Origin of the sequence: Rhizobium sp. Root483D2 (assembly GCF_001426685.1) — a bacterium.
In the GTDB taxonomy this organism is placed as follows: domain Bacteria; phylum Pseudomonadota; class Alphaproteobacteria; order Rhizobiales; family Rhizobiaceae; genus Pararhizobium; species Pararhizobium qamdonense.
This window is the reverse complement of record NZ_LMFB01000019.1, coordinates 370,141-383,641: the sequence shown is the minus strand read 5'-3', so window position 1 is coordinate 383,641 and position 13,501 is coordinate 370,141. Positions and strand designations below refer to the sequence as shown.

Genomic DNA, 13,501 nt, shown 5'->3' with positions numbered 1-13,501 from the left:
CTGCCGCGCAGAGATGGAGACTTCCATGTTTCGGCACCCTTCCCTCAAGACGGTACGCTGGCGTCCGCTCGAAGGGGAAGGGCTCGAACATCTGACGATCGGGCCTCTTCATGCGGGTATCCGCGCCTCCAGCGTCCTGATCGGCGAACGTGGCGGCCGCCCCTATGGCGTCCGCTACACTATCGACTGCGATGCGGCCTGGACCGTGATGTCCTTCAGCATCGAGACGACCGATGGCCGGCAGCTCGCCATGACATCCGACGGCAAGGGACACTGGCGTGATGCTGGGGGCACCCCTCTCCCAGCCTTTGACGGATGTATCGATATCGATCTGGCCGGAACGCCCTTTACCAATACTTTGCCGATCCGCCGCCTTGGCCTGAAGCCTGAGGACGGCACCGCTAAACTCACCATGCTCTTTGTGCCCTTCGATACGTTCGAGCCCTTTCCCGATGGCCAGAACTATACATGCCTCGAAGACGGCCGCCTGTATCGATACGAGGCCGAGGACCGTTCCTTCACCGCCGAACTGCCGGTGGACGAAGACGGGCTGGTGATGGATTATCCCACCCTTTTCAAAAGACTTTGACCGGAGACCCTCCATGACTTTCAAGACCCTCGACGACCTCACCGATATCGCCGGAAAGCGCGTGCTTGTGCGCGTCGATCTCAATGTTCCGGTCAAGGACGGCCAGGTCACCGATGCGACCCGCATCGAACGCATCATCCCGACCATCCGCGAACTCTCCGAAAAAGGCGCCAAGGTCATTCTTCTCGCCCATTTCGGCCGCCCAAAGGGCGAGCCGGTCTCCGACATGTCGCTGTCGCTGATCGCGCCTGCCGTCGAAGACATCCTCGACCAGCGCGTCCATTTCGCTGCCGATAGCATCGGCGAGAAGGCCTCATCGGCCATTGCCGGCATGAACGACGGCGACGTCCTGCTTCTTGAAAACACCCGCTTCCACAAGGGCGAGGAAAAGAACGACACCGAGTTCACCAAGGCGCTGGCCGCCAATGGCGACATCTATGTCAATGATGCCTTTTCCGCCGCCCATCGTGCCCATTCCTCGACCGAGGGTCTGGCCCGGCTGCTGCCCGCCTATGCCGGCCGCACCATGCAGGCCGAACTGGAAGCGCTGGAAAAGGGCCTCGGCAATCCGAAGCGCCCGGTCGTTGCCATCGTAGGCGGTGCCAAGGTCTCCACCAAGATCGACCTGCTGATGAACCTGGTGAAAAAAGTCGATGCCCTCGTCATTGGCGGTGGCATGGCCAATACGTTCATCGCCGCCCGCGGCACCAATGTCGGCAAGTCGCTGTGCGAGCACGATCTCGCCGATACCGCCAAGCAGATCATGATCGAAGCGGCGACGGCCGGTTGCGCCATCGTTCTGCCGGTGGACGGCGTCGTTGCCCGCGAATTCAAGGCGGGCGCCGACAACGAAGTGGTTGATATCGAAGCAATCCCGGCCGATGCCATGGTGCTCGATGTCGGCCCGAAATCGATCGCCGCCGTCAACGAATGGGTGAGCAAGGCCGAAACGCTGGTCTGGAACGGCCCGCTCGGCGCGTTTGAGATCGCCCCCTTCGACAAGGCCACCGTTGCCGTTGCCAAACACGCGGCGTCCCGCACCAAGAGCGGCGCGCTCGTTTCCGTTGCCGGTGGCGGCGATACGGTTTCGGCGATGAACCATGCCGGTGTGGCCGATGACCTGACCTATGTCTCGACCGCCGGCGGCGCGTTCCTCGAATGGATGGAAGGCAAGCCCCTTCCGGGCGTCGATATCCTGCACCAGCAGAAGTAGGCGCAAGCGCTCACCGCACGCCAAATGTAGATCAAGCCCCCGGCTGCACGCTGGGGGTTTTTTCGTTGCAACGCACGCGAATTTGGATGCACTGCAAAAATAATCCCAATCTTTCAAACGATTAAATTTATTTTAATCGTTTTAAACAATTTAACTTCCGTTTTCCTTGCAGTATTCTTCTGCTATCCGCGATCCATCAGGATAATCAGGAGAACGCATATGAGCGAAAGACTGGAAGATATTGCAGCAGCCATGGTCGCCACCGGCAAGGGTCTGCTGGCAGCCGACGAATCCACGGCAACGATCGGCAAGCGCTTCGAGACGATCGGCCTGACCTCGACCGAAACGTCGCGCCGCGACTACCGCGAGATGCTGTTTCGCGCCGACGACGCGATGAAGGCCTATATTTCCGGCGTCATCCTCTATGAGGAAACCCTGTTTCAAAAGGCAGCCGACGGCACGCCGCTCGTCGATATCATCCGCGCAGCCGGTGCCGTACCCGGCATCAAGGTCGATACCGGTGCCAAGCCGATGGCAAAATTTCCGGGCGAGACGATCACCGAAGGCCTTGATGGCCTCGCTGCCCGCCTGAAGACCTATTATGACGCCGGTGCCCGCTTTGCCAAGTGGCGCGGCGTGATCTCGGTCTCCGACGTGCTGCCAAGCTTTGGCGCCATCAAGGCCAATGCCCAGGCGCTCGCCCGCTACGCCGCCCTTTGCCAGGAAGCCGGCATCGTGCCGATCGTCGAGCCGGAAGTGCTGATGGATGGCGCACCGGGCACCCACTCGATCGAACGCTCGCAGGAGGTCATGGAAGAGACGCTGCGCATCGTGTTCGAGGAACTGAACGACGCCCGCGTCAGCCTTGAAGGCATGATCCTGAAGCCGAGCATGGTCATCGACGGCAAGAAGGCGCGCAATGCTTCCGTCGCCGAAGTTGCCGAGCGCACGGTCCGGGTCCTGAAGCGCACCGTGCCGTCGGCCGTTCCGGGCATCGCCTTCCTTTCCGGCGGCCAGTCCACCGAAGAGGCAACGGCGCATCTCTCCGCCATGAATGCCGGATACGACCTGCCCTGGGGCCTGACCTTCTCCTATGGCCGTGCGCTGCAGACCGAGGCGCTCAATGCCTGGGGCGGCAAGCCGGAAAATGTCGCCGCCGGCCAGCGCGCCTTTGGCCACCGCGCCGAAATGTGCAGCCTTGCCGCCAAGGGTGGCTGGAAGAAAGAACTCGAAAAAGCCGCGTAACCTCAGAACGTTACGGAGGGGAACAAGCCCGGCCCGCGCAAGCAGGCCGGGCTTTTTTCATTGCGCCGAAGCCTCACCGGTTTTCGATTGTCAGGGTGACAAGAACTCTGTTCGCTTGGCCAGAACCAGGCGCTATTTCTGACAGACGGATCAGCCTTTCGAAGGGAGTTCATCATGAACAGCGTTGCCTATGTCACCGTCGATGTCTTCACCAGGCAACGGTTTTCCGGCAATCAGCTGGCCGTCATCCCCGATGCACGCGGGCTGACAAGCGCGCAGATGCAGGATATCGCCGCAGAATTCCGCTATTCCGAAGTGACCTTCGTTCTGCCGCCGCAAGATCCCGTGAACACGGCGCAGGTGCGCATCTTCACGCCGACGATGGAGATCCCGTTTGCCGGTCATCCCAATGTCGGCACGGCGTTTGTCCTCGGCCGCCAGCGCGAAATATTTGGCAAGGCTGCAGGCGACGTGCTTCGGTTCGAGGAAAAAGCGGGCATCGTCGAGGCTGAATTGAAACAGGACACACATGGTCAGGTGATTGGCGCGGCCATCTCTGCTCCGGAGCCACTGTCGCTCGGACCGCAGATCGATGTGGAAACCATTGCGCGCTGTGCCTCGATCGAGGCTAAGCAGATAGTGCTGACCACCCACGCCCCCATGATCGCCTCCGTTGGCCTGCCTTTCGCCATTGCCGAACTGGCCGATCTCGGCACGCTCGGCAAGGCCTGCCCGAACACGGCGGCGTTTGCCGAGGCTGGAAGGCGGTACGCGCCGGACGATGATCAGTTTGCCCTGTTCGTCTATGTGCGCCAGCCGGATAATCCATGGGCTCTGCGTGCCCGGATGTTCGCGCCGCTCGACAATGTCATCGAAGACCCGGCAACCGGTAGCGCGTCTGGTGCGCTCGGTGCATTATTGACTTCGCTGTTGCCGGAGAGCGGCGCCCATCTCGAAATCACCATCGAGCAGGGCGTCGAGATGGGACGCCGCAGCGTAATCGGCGTGACGACGGAAAAATCGGAGGGTCAGGTGCGAAGCATACGGATTGCCGGACAATGTGCCGCCGTCATGACAGGAACCATCCTGCTTTAGAGCATCGCGCAAAATTACAAGCGGTGTCAGAGCGCCTGCGGTGCGGCTTGCTGCATCGCCTTTTCGAGATCGCTGCGATCGAAGGGCTTTTGCAGCACCCGGACCTTTTCGAACCCTTCCGCAAGCCCTGCCGCGCCATAGCCGCTGGCAAAGAGGAAGCCTATTCCGCGCTGACGCAGGATTTCGGCGATCGGGAAGGAGTGCTTTCCGGCGAGATTAATATCAAGAACCGCAAAATCGATATCCGCCGTCTGCGCCATCTGCAGCCCCGGCTCCAGCCGCATGGCGGGGCCGACCACATCAAACCCGAGTTCCGTCAGATAATCTTCCACAAGCATGGCGACGAGGGCTTCATCCTCGACCAGGAGAACGCGTTTTTTCGCCTGGCTAGCCACCCGCAGCATTCTCCTCGATAGATTTCAGCGTGGTGTCCAGCGTGAAGATCAAACCCTCGGCGCCGTAATCGATACGCGCCGCGCCCCCAAGCTCCATCGGCAGCACCCGCAGGATCAGGCGCGAGCCGAACCCCTTGCGGTCCGATACCGGCGCAGACGGTCCGCCGATCTCGCGCCAGGTGAGCGTGAACGCACCGTCGCCGTGCCCTCTGCTCACCGACCAGTCGATCGCGACAATTCCTGTGTCGGTCGAAAGCGAGCCATATTTGAAGGCGTTCGTCGCCAGTTCGTGCAGCGCAAGCGCGATCGACAGCGCTGCTCTCGGTCCAAGCCGGACATGCGGGCCGTTGATCCGGAAGCGATCCCGTGCCGGCCCTTCAAACGCTTCGATCGATGAGGTCACCATCACCAAAAGGTCCGCACCGTCCCAGTTCTCGTCCGTGAGAATATTATGCGCGGCGGACAATGCCAGGATGCGGGCACTGATCGCACTGCTGGCCTCTTCCATCGTATGCGTTCCGCGCAGGGTCTGCATGACGATCGACTGCACGGATGCCAGCGTGTTCTTCACCCGGTGATTGAGCTCGTTGACCAGCAATTTCTGATGGTTTTCCGCCCGCACCCGCTGCGTCACATCCGATCCCTGGACGAAGATGTTTGTCACCTTGCCATCATCATCCTTGATCGGCTGATAGACGAAGTCGAGATAGCGCTCCTCGACCGCTTCGCCTGACCTTTGCAGAAAGACCCTTTCGGAAAATCGGCTTATCGCCTGACCTGTCTCAAACACCGTGTCCAGCAATTCTATAAAACCCTGGCCCATGATTTCCGGCAGGGCGTCATCGACTGCCTTTCCAAGCACTTCACGATTGCCGATCAGCCGCCGGTATTCGGGATTGACCAGTTCGAACCGGTGTTCGGACCCTTGCAGCATTGCCATGAAGGAGGGCGCCTGCTCGAACAATTGCTGCAGCCGCTCATGTTCGGCGGCATTTCGCCGGTCGGCCAGCACGCGTTCGGTGGTCTCGACCACAATGGCGATGACACCCGCCGGGCGGCCGTGTTCGTCGAGAACCGGCGAATAATCCAGGTCCATCCAGACCTGCTCCGGAACGCCCTTGCGATGCAGCGTCAGTTCCTGATCGCGATAGGCAAGCGTGCCACCGGCCAGGCCGACCTTCATGACATTATCGTTGAAATCGGCGACCTCCGCCCAGCCCTCGCGGACATTCGAACCGAGCAGTTGCGGATGGCGGCCGCCGGCAAAGATGGAATAGGCGTCATTATAGATCATCACGCCTTCCTGTCCCCAGAGCATGACGATCGGTACAGGCGACTGCAACAGGAGCGACGTTGCCGTCTTCAGACAGCCGGGCCATTCTGCAGCCGGACCAAGCGGCGTTGCACCCCAGTCCAGCGCGCGGATGAGGCCACCCATCTCGCCCCCATCTCCCAGAAACTCGAATTCGTCTTTATCATTTCGAGTTTCATTCAGTCCGAGGCTCATGGCCCAAGCCCTTTCACGGCAACTGCAACGCAGTTCAAATTATCAATTGTTTCCACAAGGAACGGGATTTAATGCACTATTTTAAAACGGCAAGGCTGATGGCGGCGGGTTTGGCGCAAAGTTTTTCAGGGCCGGATCAGCACCGTGATCATCATCACCGCGATTGCAAACACGGCGATCTTCCAGAAATCACGGCGCTGGCGCAGGCCAGGCAGGTTGAGTGGCTTCAACACCTGGATGAGCATCGCCAAAAGCAGAAGAACCGTTAACGCTTTCGACATTGTTTTCTCATTTGTTGAAAAGAGCTTAGGCACGTTTACGGCCCGTCACACCCGCGTCACTTTTGCGCGCGATCTGGGTTAGAGCGTCTTTTGCGGTCTCACTCAATGAAAAATTCCGGCTGGCAATTGTGGCGGCATCGCCCTACCCTTAGCCGCAGCCCGGAACCAGCGGATTTCACATGCGAAAAAACCTTCTTCCTGTCGCCGCACTCCTGCTTGGAACGCTGTTTCTCTTCCTTGGAAACGGCCTGCACAGTCTGCTTTTGCCGGTGCGCGGCACGACCGAAGGCTATTCGACGACGCTGCTCGGCCTGCTCGGCACCTCCTGGGCCAGCGGCTTCGTTCTCGGCTGCCTGCTTGCCCCGACGATCGTCAAGCGCGCCGGCCATGTGCGCGCCTTCAGCGGCTTTGCAGCCCTTCTCGCCATCATCGCTCTTCTGACCGGGCTGCTAGTGGATCCGATCTGGTGGGTGGTGCTGCGCGCCTTCACCGGCTTTTCCACGGCGGGCACATCGATGATCATCGAAAGCTGGCTGAACGAGCGCGCCACCAATGAAAGCCGTGGCGCGATCTTCTCGCTCTATATCGCCATCACGCTGATGGGCGTCGTCGGTGGCCAGCTGATGATCCCGTTCGGCGATACCGGCACGACGACATTCTTCATGATCTGCGGCATCGTCTATTGCCTGGCCATGCTGCCGACGCTGCTTTCGACCGCAGCCTCACCGCAGCCGTTGAAACAGGTGAGCCTGGACCTGCGCGGCCTCTACCGCAATTCGCCGATCTCCTTCCTCGGCATCCTGCTTGTGGGCATCGCCAATGGTGCCTATGGCACGCTCGGCGCCGTCTTCGGCCGCCAGGTGGGACTGACCGACAGCAATGTCGCGCTGATGATGAGTACGACGATCTTTGCCGGCGCGGTCATGCAGTTCCCGGCCGGCCGGCTTTCAGACATGATCGACCGCCGCTATGTTCTGGCGGCGCTCGCTGCCGTCGCCGCCGTCGCCGGCATGCTGATCTTCCTGATCGAGCCGACCCATGTGATCATGCTGATCACCCTTGTCGGCATCTACGGCGCAACCGCCAATGCGCTCTATCCGATCGCCGTTTCGCATGCCAACGACTTTGCGACGCCGGAGGATTTCGTCAAGATTTCCGGCGGACTGCTTTTGCTCTACGGCATCGGCACGATCATCGGCCCGACCATCGGCGGCCCGATCATGACCGTGACCGGCCCCTACGGCCTGTTCATGATCACGGCTTGCGCCCATGTGCTGATCACCGCTTACGCGATCTTCCGCAGCCGCATGCGCGCTGCCGTGCCGGCGTCCGAACGTGATGCCTATTCGACGATCAATCCCGGCACGTTGACAACGCCGGAGAGCCTGCAGCTTTCGCCGCGGGCCGCCCCCTTCGAGGAAGAACTGGATGGCCAGGAGCCGGAAAGGAAGACCCAATGAGCCTGTTTGATGACGACCGCCCGAAGAAACAGCCGGCCCACGAAATCGGCGCGGACCTGACATTGATTTCAGCCGACGAGCTTTCGCAACGCATCGGCCTGCTGCAACAGGAGATCGCGCGGCTGGAAGCCGAGCGGGACAGAAAGTCTGCCAGCAAATCGGCGGCCGAAAGCTTTTTCCGTTAATAGTTTTCCATTTTGGGAAAGAACGGACGGGCCTCAGAACGCGGCCGTATTTTGCCCTGATTCCGTCCGTTGAAAGACTTCATTAAGCATTATGAGGTATTACTGGGATATCCGGATCGCTCTGGACTCAGACATTTCACCCTCGGCGAATGGTCTGATTTTTCTCCCTGTTTTACCTTGAGAGCCGCTTTTGCGGCTCTTTTTTTGTCTTTTTTTCCACAATTGGCAGAGAATTGTGGAGATTAACCCTTTCTTAAGAATAGGCTTGCGCGGAATGCGCTATGGGATCATGTTCAAACTATCAAATGGATGGCAGGAAACTTTTTGTTAACCCGTCCGTTACCTGAACAAGTCGATGCGTTTAACCAGGGAATCAAACCATGTCCGAACGGGGATTGAATACTGTGAGCTTCGCGGGGCACGCTGCGTCGTCGGCGCAGTTCAAGGTGCTCTACGCAGAAGGCATGGGCCTGGTTGAAGAAACGGCAAGCTATCTCGACGGCCCCGGCCGTAGCGCATCAAAGGTTCTGCCACGCATGGCATCGGTCCTGTATGCGGCAGAATCGATGCGCCTCACTACCCGCCTGATGCAGATGGCATCCTGGCTGTTGCTGCAGCGCGCAGTCAACAATGGCGAGATGAACCGCGAACAGGTTCTTTCGGAAAAGAACAAGGTTCGCCTCGATAGCTTCAACGTCGATCGCACCGCGCCGGGCTGGAATGACCTGCCGGAGGGTTTCCGCGATCTGATCGACCGCTCGCTGCGCCTGCAGAACCGCGTTGCCCTGCTCGACCGCGAAATCTATCGCCCGGCGGAAGCCCAGAATTTCCTTCCCGACAACCAGAACGGCGTCAAGGCCCAGCTCAATCTGCTGCAGACGGCTTTCGGCACCAACTGATCCAAGAGTGCCAACGCATCCAGAACGTCAAACCCGGCCCCTGCGCCGGGTTTTTTGTGTCTGCCGATCGTTGCGATCGATATTGAGTTAGACAGTCCCTTTCAAACGGCGGATCAATGTGCGGCTACGGCGGAGGGCCGTGAGTGCTGCGCCGATCGCCACGATCCAGAGCGCCACTATCAGCATCGCATTGTGCCCATCCCAGAGCGGCTCTAGAATTGAGATGGCCGCAGCCGCCGTGATGGTGGCCATGCGATGCTGCTTGGCCATCGGGCCTGAGAAATCACTTGGCTGTCCCGTGGCACGGCCAAGTTCGCGCACATAGGCTGTAAGAACTGCAAAGCCCCCTGCGGCCCAGCCAAGACCCGGCATGCCGATGCCATAGCCGGCGCCGGCAAAGATCAGGAGATCGGCAACGCGGTCCGGGAACTCGTTCCAGAACGGCCCATCCGGCGCACCCTTGCCGCCTTCCACCGCGACCATGCCGTCAAACAGGTTGCACAGCAGCCGGAGCTGGCAACACAGGATCGCCACGATGAGGAAGACGATACGGGACCCGCCCGTACCTTGACCCGCCAGCACGAACGCGCCTCCGGCAAGCGCCGCCGCCGCCATGCTTGCCTGCGAAATCTGGTTGGGCGTGATCGCGCGTGCCGCCAGCCACCGCGCGATGGCGCCGGCCCATCGGGTATTGCGGCTTGCCAGCGGCCGCCGGTCGCCTTTATCCGTCATGATCGCTCCCTTTTCGTCTCGACAGTGAATAATTGTAGATCGATGCGTAGCTGGTGGAGACCAGAAGCGGCACGGCGATGGTGCTGGCGATTTCAGGCGTGCCGATCAGCGCATGCAGCGCCGTCAGCAGGCTTGCAGACCCAAGGCATGCGATCACCGGCGGCGCCCACAATCCCGCCGCGCCGGTAAACCGTCTGGACAGCGCGTCGATCACGGATTTCAAGAACAGCGTCAGGCAAGCCGACAGCGCGCCCTGCAGAAGCCCCGAATAGAGCGGCTGCGGCATGGCATGGTCGCGATTGGCAAACATCGCCCAGCCGCCCATCGCCAGGAAGGCGAACAGCATATGCACCAAGCCGCTGCCTGCCCATCGCTTGAGCGTTGCCCTCACGACAGCGACCACCAGTAGCGCACGATGTGAAAGAAGATCGGCGCGGAAAAGACGACGGAGTCCAGCCGGTCGATCAGCCCGCCATGGCCCTCGATCAGATTGCCCCAGTCTTTCACGCCGCGATCGCGCTTGACCGCCGACAGGACCAGCCCGCCGAAAAAGCCCATGATGGTGATGATGAAGGCAAGCACCCCTGCCTGGAATGGCGTAAACGGTGTGATCCACCAGAGCGAGGCGCCGATCAGCGTGGCGCTGATGACGCCGCCCACAAACCCCTCGACGGTCTTTGACGGCGACAGGTTCGGGGCGATCTTGGTGCGGCCGAACAGCTTTCCCCAGACATATTGCAGCACATCGCTCAACTGCACGACGATTACCAGAAAGGCGATCAGAAGCACATTGCGCCCCTCATAACCGGGGATGGTCAAGGTCAGCAGCGCCGGCACATGCGAGGCGCAGAAAACGCAGATCATCAACGCCCATTGGACTTCGGCGATGCGGATCAGGAACCGCTCGGTATCGCCCCGCAGCACCGAAATGATCGGCATCAGCAGGAAGGCATAGACCGGAATGAAGATGGCGAAGATGCCGTATTCCTCCGCCCAGAGCAGGTAATACTGGATCGGCAGCACGATGAAGAAAGCCGAAGCGAGCGCCCAGTGATCAGCGCGCCTTGTATTGATCAGCGTGACGAATTCCCGCAAGGCAGCAAAAGAGCAGAAGGCAAAGAGAATAAGGACGCCGGCCCGGCCTGCGATGAAGGCAATGCCGATCAGGATGACCATCACCCACCAAGCCTTGATGCGGGCGTTGAGGTTTTCGACCGCAGCATTCGGCCCGTTGGCGGCAAAGCGCCGCTGCAGGACATAGCCGATTACGGACGCAAAGATCAGCACGCCGAAAATACCGAAAACCAGGGTGAGAAGGTCGGAGCTTGCCGCCGTATTCATTCGCCGCTTCCCAATGGTTTTGGAGCCAGGGCCAGAAGGGCCGCCTGCATGCGCTCGAGAAAGGCATCCTTGCCCTCATTGGGCGCGATGCGCAGCGCGTCGCCGAACGTGACGGTGCAAATCAGCGGTATCGGCACGATCTCGCCCTTCGGCATGACCCGGTTGAGATTGTTGATCCAGACCGGCACCAGATCGACATCCGGGCGTGCTGAAACCAGATGAAAAAGGCCGCTCTTGAATGGCAGGAGCCGCGCATCTGTCTGGTTGCGCGTGCCCTCCGGAAAGAGGATGAGCGACGAACCGTCATCGATCGCCGTGGTCATCAGGGCAATCGGGTCCTGCGTCCGCTTCTCCTGCTCGCGCTCGATCAGCACGGCGTTGAAGACATCGCGGCCGATGAAGGTGCTGACCTTCGATTTCAGCCAATACTCAGCGCCAGCCACGGGTCTCGCCTGTTTTCGCAAGCGCGGCGGCAAGACCGCCCAGACCAGCACAAAATCGCCATGGCTGGAGTGATTGGCAAAATAGACGCTAGGCCGCGACGGCAATCCATGCTCCGGCCAGATGGCCCGGACCGCAGTGATCGCGCGGGCAAACAGAACGAAGGCCGCCGCAGCGAACTCCGCAATCATGATCTTCATGCTTATCCCACCCCCGTCAACTCTGTGACGCCGGTTGGAACCTTAGCGGCGGCTGAAGCGCGAGGGAAGCCGCCATGAAAGCTTCTGGCGCGTTATCCTATGCTGGCGGCAGTCTGTCGAATTTCGGCAGATCCGGATCAAGATGATCCCAGGCATAACCGCTCTTATGGTAAGTCACCGCTTGCGATTCATACCGGCTGGGATCGTCGAGGCTGGCGGCATGAATGGTGAAAAGATCAGGCATGGCCGCAAAGGTCAGATAAACCGGCGCGCCGCAGCTGAGGCAAAAGGCATGCCGCTTGATGCCGCCTCTGTCACCTGTAACCTCCCTGACCAGCTGGCGCTCACGCCGCCTTGCGAAAGACGCCCGGCTCGGAACCAGCAGCAAAGGGTAACCCTTCATCAGCCCATCCGGTGATGCCGCCGATCATGATCTTCACCGGCCGTCCAAGCCGCGCGAGCTTTAGCGCAGCCTGGTCCGCCCCGTTGCAATGCGGGCCGGCACAATAGGCAACGAACAGCGTATCTTCCGGCCATTCCGACATGCGCTCACGCGTCATTTCGCGGTGTGGCAGGTGAAGCGCGCCCGGAACATGGCGGCGTGCGTAAGCATCAGGCGAACCGACGACGTGCAGAAGAACAAAGTCCTCATCGCCAGAGGCCAGAGCAGATGCGACATCGGCGCAATCGGTCTCCACCGAAAGACGCTTCAAGAAATGATCAATAACGGCATCGGACGATGCGGCGGGATAGTCAGTGACATAACTCATTTCGGCCTCCGTTGTGATGACGTGGAATTCCTAGACCACATCCGCACACAGTTGCAGATGGCATTATCGCCATATATGATCAATATCATGCCAAATACGCTTCAGGCCTCCCCCACCTGCAATCCCCTCGTTGTCGCCATCGCCTATGATGGCCTGTGCACGTTCGAGTTCGGCGTTGCAGTCGAGGTTTTCGGCCTTTCGCGGCCGGAGATGGGCCCAGACTGGTACCGCTTTGCCGTTGCCGGGATCGACGACGGCGAAATGCGCGCGACAGGCGGCGTCCGGTTTATGGTCGATGGCGGGCTGGAGCTTCTATCAAAAGCCGATACGATCATCGTGCCGGGTTGGCGGGGCGTCGAAACGGCGGTGCCCGCTGCTCTGTGCGACGCGCTGAATAAAGCACACGATCGCGGCGCCCGGATTCTTTCAATATGCTCGGGCGTCTTCGTTCTCGCCGCTGCGGGGCTTCTCTCCGGAAAACGGGCAACGACGCATTGGCGCTACACGGAAATCTTGAAGCAGCGATATCCGGAAATTCTGGTCACACCCGATGTGCTGTATGTCGATGAAGGCAACGTCCTGACATCAGCAGGCAGTGCCGCTGGTCTGGATCTCTGCCTGCATCTGATACGCCGCGACTTCGGCACGGCAGCCGCCAACACAGTCGCGCGCCGGCTCGGCGTGCCGCCCCACCGCGACGGCGGACAGGCCCAGTTCATTGCGCAGGCAGTTCCAAAGCCCCATGAGAGCAGCCGGCTCGGACCGCTGCTGGATCATATGCGTGCGCATCTGGGCGGCGACCACTCGCTCGAAGCCCTGGCCATGCGGGCCGGCATGAGCACGCGCACCTTTCTGCGGCGCTTTGAAGCCGCCACAGGCCTGACGCCGGCGCGGTGGCTGCTCGCCGAGCGCCTGTCGCGCGCCCGTGACCTGCTGGAGACTTCGCAAGCATCTATCGAGAAAGTGGCCGAGATTGCCGGCTTTGGAACGACTGCAACATTGCGCCATCACTTCCGCAAGCACCTGTCCACGACACCCGCCGCTTACAAGGAGACGTTCGGCAAGGCGCAGTAAGCGCGAAAGACCTCGAAATCCACAACGCAAAAAAGCCCGGACAAACCGGGCTCTCTCGAGATCGTCTTCCAGCA

At 60.4% G+C, this 13,501-nt stretch carries 16 protein-coding genes and 1 pseudogene; 8 read left to right on the top strand and 9 right to left on the bottom strand.

Annotated features, from left to right (window positions below; all coding sequences use genetic code 11):
- Positions 1-25: 25 nt before the first annotated feature.
- The 4 genes from ASD32_RS18005 (at position 26) to ASD32_RS17990 (ending at position 4,142) form a co-directional block, all read left to right on the top strand.
- On the top strand, positions 26-589 hold the full coding sequence (locus ASD32_RS18005) for a putative glycolipid-binding domain-containing protein (RefSeq protein WP_060639394.1): 564 nt from the start codon (positions 26-28) through the stop codon (positions 587-589).
- Between the two features lie 13 nt (positions 590-602).
- Positions 603-1,802, top strand: coding sequence for a phosphoglycerate kinase (locus ASD32_RS18000; protein WP_060639393.1), 1,200 nt, complete (start codon positions 603-605; stop codon positions 1,800-1,802).
- 219 nt (positions 1,803-2,021) lie between these two features.
- Complete coding sequence (locus ASD32_RS17995; RefSeq protein WP_060639392.1) at positions 2,022-3,047, top strand: class I fructose-bisphosphate aldolase; 1,026 nt, start codon at positions 2,022-2,024, stop codon at positions 3,045-3,047.
- Between the two features lie 174 nt (positions 3,048-3,221).
- Positions 3,222-4,142, top strand: coding sequence for a PhzF family phenazine biosynthesis protein (locus tag ASD32_RS17990; RefSeq protein ID WP_060639391.1), 921 nt, complete (start codon positions 3,222-3,224; stop codon positions 4,140-4,142).
- 26 nt (positions 4,143-4,168) lie between these two features.
- On the opposite strand, the gene ASD32_RS17985 is transcribed toward ASD32_RS17990, so the two are convergent.
- The 3 genes from ASD32_RS17985 to ASD32_RS30320 all read right to left on the bottom strand — a co-directional run bounded on the left by ASD32_RS17985 (position 4,169) and on the right by ASD32_RS30320 (position 6,325).
- Positions 4,169-4,537 (bottom strand): response regulator, encoded by a 369-nt coding sequence (locus tag ASD32_RS17985; protein ID WP_060639581.1) that lies wholly within the window; start codon positions 4,535-4,537, stop codon positions 4,169-4,171.
- Positions 4,530-5,975: an HWE histidine kinase domain-containing protein gene (locus ASD32_RS30040; RefSeq protein WP_244490193.1), complete on the bottom strand. Its 1,446-nt coding sequence runs from the start codon at positions 5,973-5,975 to the stop codon at positions 4,530-4,532. Before ASD32_RS30040 ends, ASD32_RS17985 begins: the two co-directional genes overlap by 8 nt.
- A gap of 194 nt (positions 5,976-6,169) precedes the next feature.
- The gene (locus ASD32_RS30320; RefSeq protein WP_156383220.1) at positions 6,170-6,325 is read right to left on the bottom strand and encodes a hypothetical protein; all 156 of its coding nucleotides are present in this window, start codon (positions 6,323-6,325) and stop codon (positions 6,170-6,172) included.
- Between the two features lie 179 nt (positions 6,326-6,504).
- Between ASD32_RS30320 and ASD32_RS17975 the strand changes: the two genes are divergently transcribed.
- The 3 genes from ASD32_RS17975 to ASD32_RS17965 all read left to right on the top strand — a co-directional run bounded on the left by ASD32_RS17975 (position 6,505) and on the right by ASD32_RS17965 (position 8,869).
- Positions 6,505-7,785 (top strand): MFS transporter, encoded by a 1,281-nt coding sequence (locus tag ASD32_RS17975; RefSeq protein WP_060639389.1) that lies wholly within the window; start codon positions 6,505-6,507, stop codon positions 7,783-7,785.
- A complete protein-coding gene (locus tag ASD32_RS17970; protein ID WP_060639388.1) occupies positions 7,782-7,970 on the top strand; it encodes a DUF1192 domain-containing protein in 189 nt (62 codons plus the stop codon). The genes ASD32_RS17975 and ASD32_RS17970 overlap by 4 nt, the downstream gene beginning before the upstream one ends.
- 380 nt (positions 7,971-8,350) lie before the next feature.
- On the top strand, positions 8,351-8,869 hold the full coding sequence (locus ASD32_RS17965) for a DUF1465 family protein (RefSeq protein WP_060639387.1): 519 nt from the start codon (positions 8,351-8,353) through the stop codon (positions 8,867-8,869).
- An 87-nt stretch (positions 8,870-8,956) separates the two neighbouring features.
- Here the strand turns inward: ASD32_RS17965 and ASD32_RS17960 are convergent, their stop codons facing one another.
- The 6 genes and pseudogenes from ASD32_RS17960 to ASD32_RS17935 form a co-directional block, all read right to left on the bottom strand.
- Positions 8,957-9,601 (bottom strand): CDP-alcohol phosphatidyltransferase family protein, encoded by a 645-nt coding sequence (locus ASD32_RS17960; RefSeq protein ID WP_060639386.1) that lies wholly within the window; start codon positions 9,599-9,601, stop codon positions 8,957-8,959.
- Positions 9,591-9,947: a hypothetical protein gene (locus ASD32_RS17955; RefSeq protein ID WP_060639385.1), complete on the bottom strand. Its 357-nt coding sequence runs from the start codon at positions 9,945-9,947 to the stop codon at positions 9,591-9,593. The genes ASD32_RS17960 and ASD32_RS17955 overlap by 11 nt, the downstream gene beginning before the upstream one ends.
- Before the next feature lie 41 nt (positions 9,948-9,988).
- Positions 9,989-10,942 carry a phosphatidate cytidylyltransferase gene (locus ASD32_RS17950; RefSeq protein WP_060639384.1) on the bottom strand — a complete coding sequence of 318 codons (954 nt, stop codon included), beginning with the start codon at positions 10,940-10,942 and terminating at the stop codon, positions 9,989-9,991.
- Positions 10,939-11,583 (bottom strand): lysophospholipid acyltransferase family protein, encoded by a 645-nt coding sequence (locus tag ASD32_RS17945; protein ID WP_060639383.1) that lies wholly within the window; start codon positions 11,581-11,583, stop codon positions 10,939-10,941. The genes ASD32_RS17950 and ASD32_RS17945 overlap by 4 nt, the downstream gene beginning before the upstream one ends.
- A 97-nt stretch (positions 11,584-11,680) precedes the next feature.
- Positions 11,681-11,908, bottom strand: a pseudogene (locus ASD32_RS17940) (GFA family protein); the annotation flags it as partial.
- Between the two features lie 19 nt (positions 11,909-11,927).
- Positions 11,928-12,353, bottom strand: coding sequence for a rhodanese-like domain-containing protein (locus ASD32_RS17935; protein WP_060639382.1), 426 nt, complete (start codon positions 12,351-12,353; stop codon positions 11,928-11,930).
- A gap of 87 nt (positions 12,354-12,440) precedes the next feature.
- Here ASD32_RS17935 and ftrA point away from each other — a divergent pair, with 87 nt between their 5' ends.
- Complete coding sequence (gene ftrA / locus ASD32_RS17930; RefSeq protein ID WP_060639580.1) at positions 12,441-13,427, top strand: transcriptional regulator FtrA; 987 nt, start codon at positions 12,441-12,443, stop codon at positions 13,425-13,427.
- The last annotated feature ends 74 nt before the right edge of the window (positions 13,428-13,501 follow it).

Bases quoted from the DNA above. Each gene is read 5' to 3' on its own strand.
- ASD32_RS18005 (WP_060639394.1), top strand. From the start codon at position 26: ATGTTTCGGCACCCTTCCCTCAAGACGGTACGCTGGCGTCCGCTCGAA.
- ASD32_RS18000 (WP_060639393.1), top strand. From the start codon at position 603: ATGACTTTCAAGACCCTCGACGACCTCACCGATATCGCCGGAAAGCGC.
- ASD32_RS17995 (WP_060639392.1), top strand. From the start codon at position 2,022: ATGAGCGAAAGACTGGAAGATATTGCAGCAGCCATGGTCGCCACCGGC.
- ASD32_RS17990 (WP_060639391.1), top strand. From the start codon at position 3,222: ATGAACAGCGTTGCCTATGTCACCGTCGATGTCTTCACCAGGCAACGG.
- ASD32_RS30040 (WP_244490193.1), bottom strand. From the start codon at position 5,975: ATGGGTGGCCTCATCCGCGCGCTGGACTGGGGTGCAACGCCGCTTGGT.
- ASD32_RS30320 (WP_156383220.1), bottom strand. From the start codon at position 6,325: ATGTCGAAAGCGTTAACGGTTCTTCTGCTTTTGGCGATGCTCATCCAG.
- ASD32_RS17975 (WP_060639389.1), top strand. From the start codon at position 6,505: ATGCGAAAAAACCTTCTTCCTGTCGCCGCACTCCTGCTTGGAACGCTG.
- ASD32_RS17970 (WP_060639388.1), top strand. From the start codon at position 7,782: ATGAGCCTGTTTGATGACGACCGCCCGAAGAAACAGCCGGCCCACGAA.
- ASD32_RS17965 (WP_060639387.1), top strand. From the start codon at position 8,351: ATGTCCGAACGGGGATTGAATACTGTGAGCTTCGCGGGGCACGCTGCG.
- ASD32_RS17960 (WP_060639386.1), bottom strand. From the start codon at position 9,601: ATGACGGATAAAGGCGACCGGCGGCCGCTGGCAAGCCGCAATACCCGA.
- ASD32_RS17955 (WP_060639385.1), bottom strand. From the start codon at position 9,947: ATGCTGTTCGCCTTCCTGGCGATGGGCGGCTGGGCGATGTTTGCCAAT.
- ASD32_RS17950 (WP_060639384.1), bottom strand. From the start codon at position 10,942: ATGAATACGGCGGCAAGCTCCGACCTTCTCACCCTGGTTTTCGGTATT.
- ASD32_RS17945 (WP_060639383.1), bottom strand. From the start codon at position 11,583: ATGAAGATCATGATTGCGGAGTTCGCTGCGGCGGCCTTCGTTCTGTTT.
- ASD32_RS17935 (WP_060639382.1), bottom strand. From the start codon at position 12,353: ATGAGTTATGTCACTGACTATCCCGCCGCATCGTCCGATGCCGTTATT.
- ftrA (WP_060639580.1), top strand. From the start codon at position 12,441: ATGCCAAATACGCTTCAGGCCTCCCCCACCTGCAATCCCCTCGTTGTC.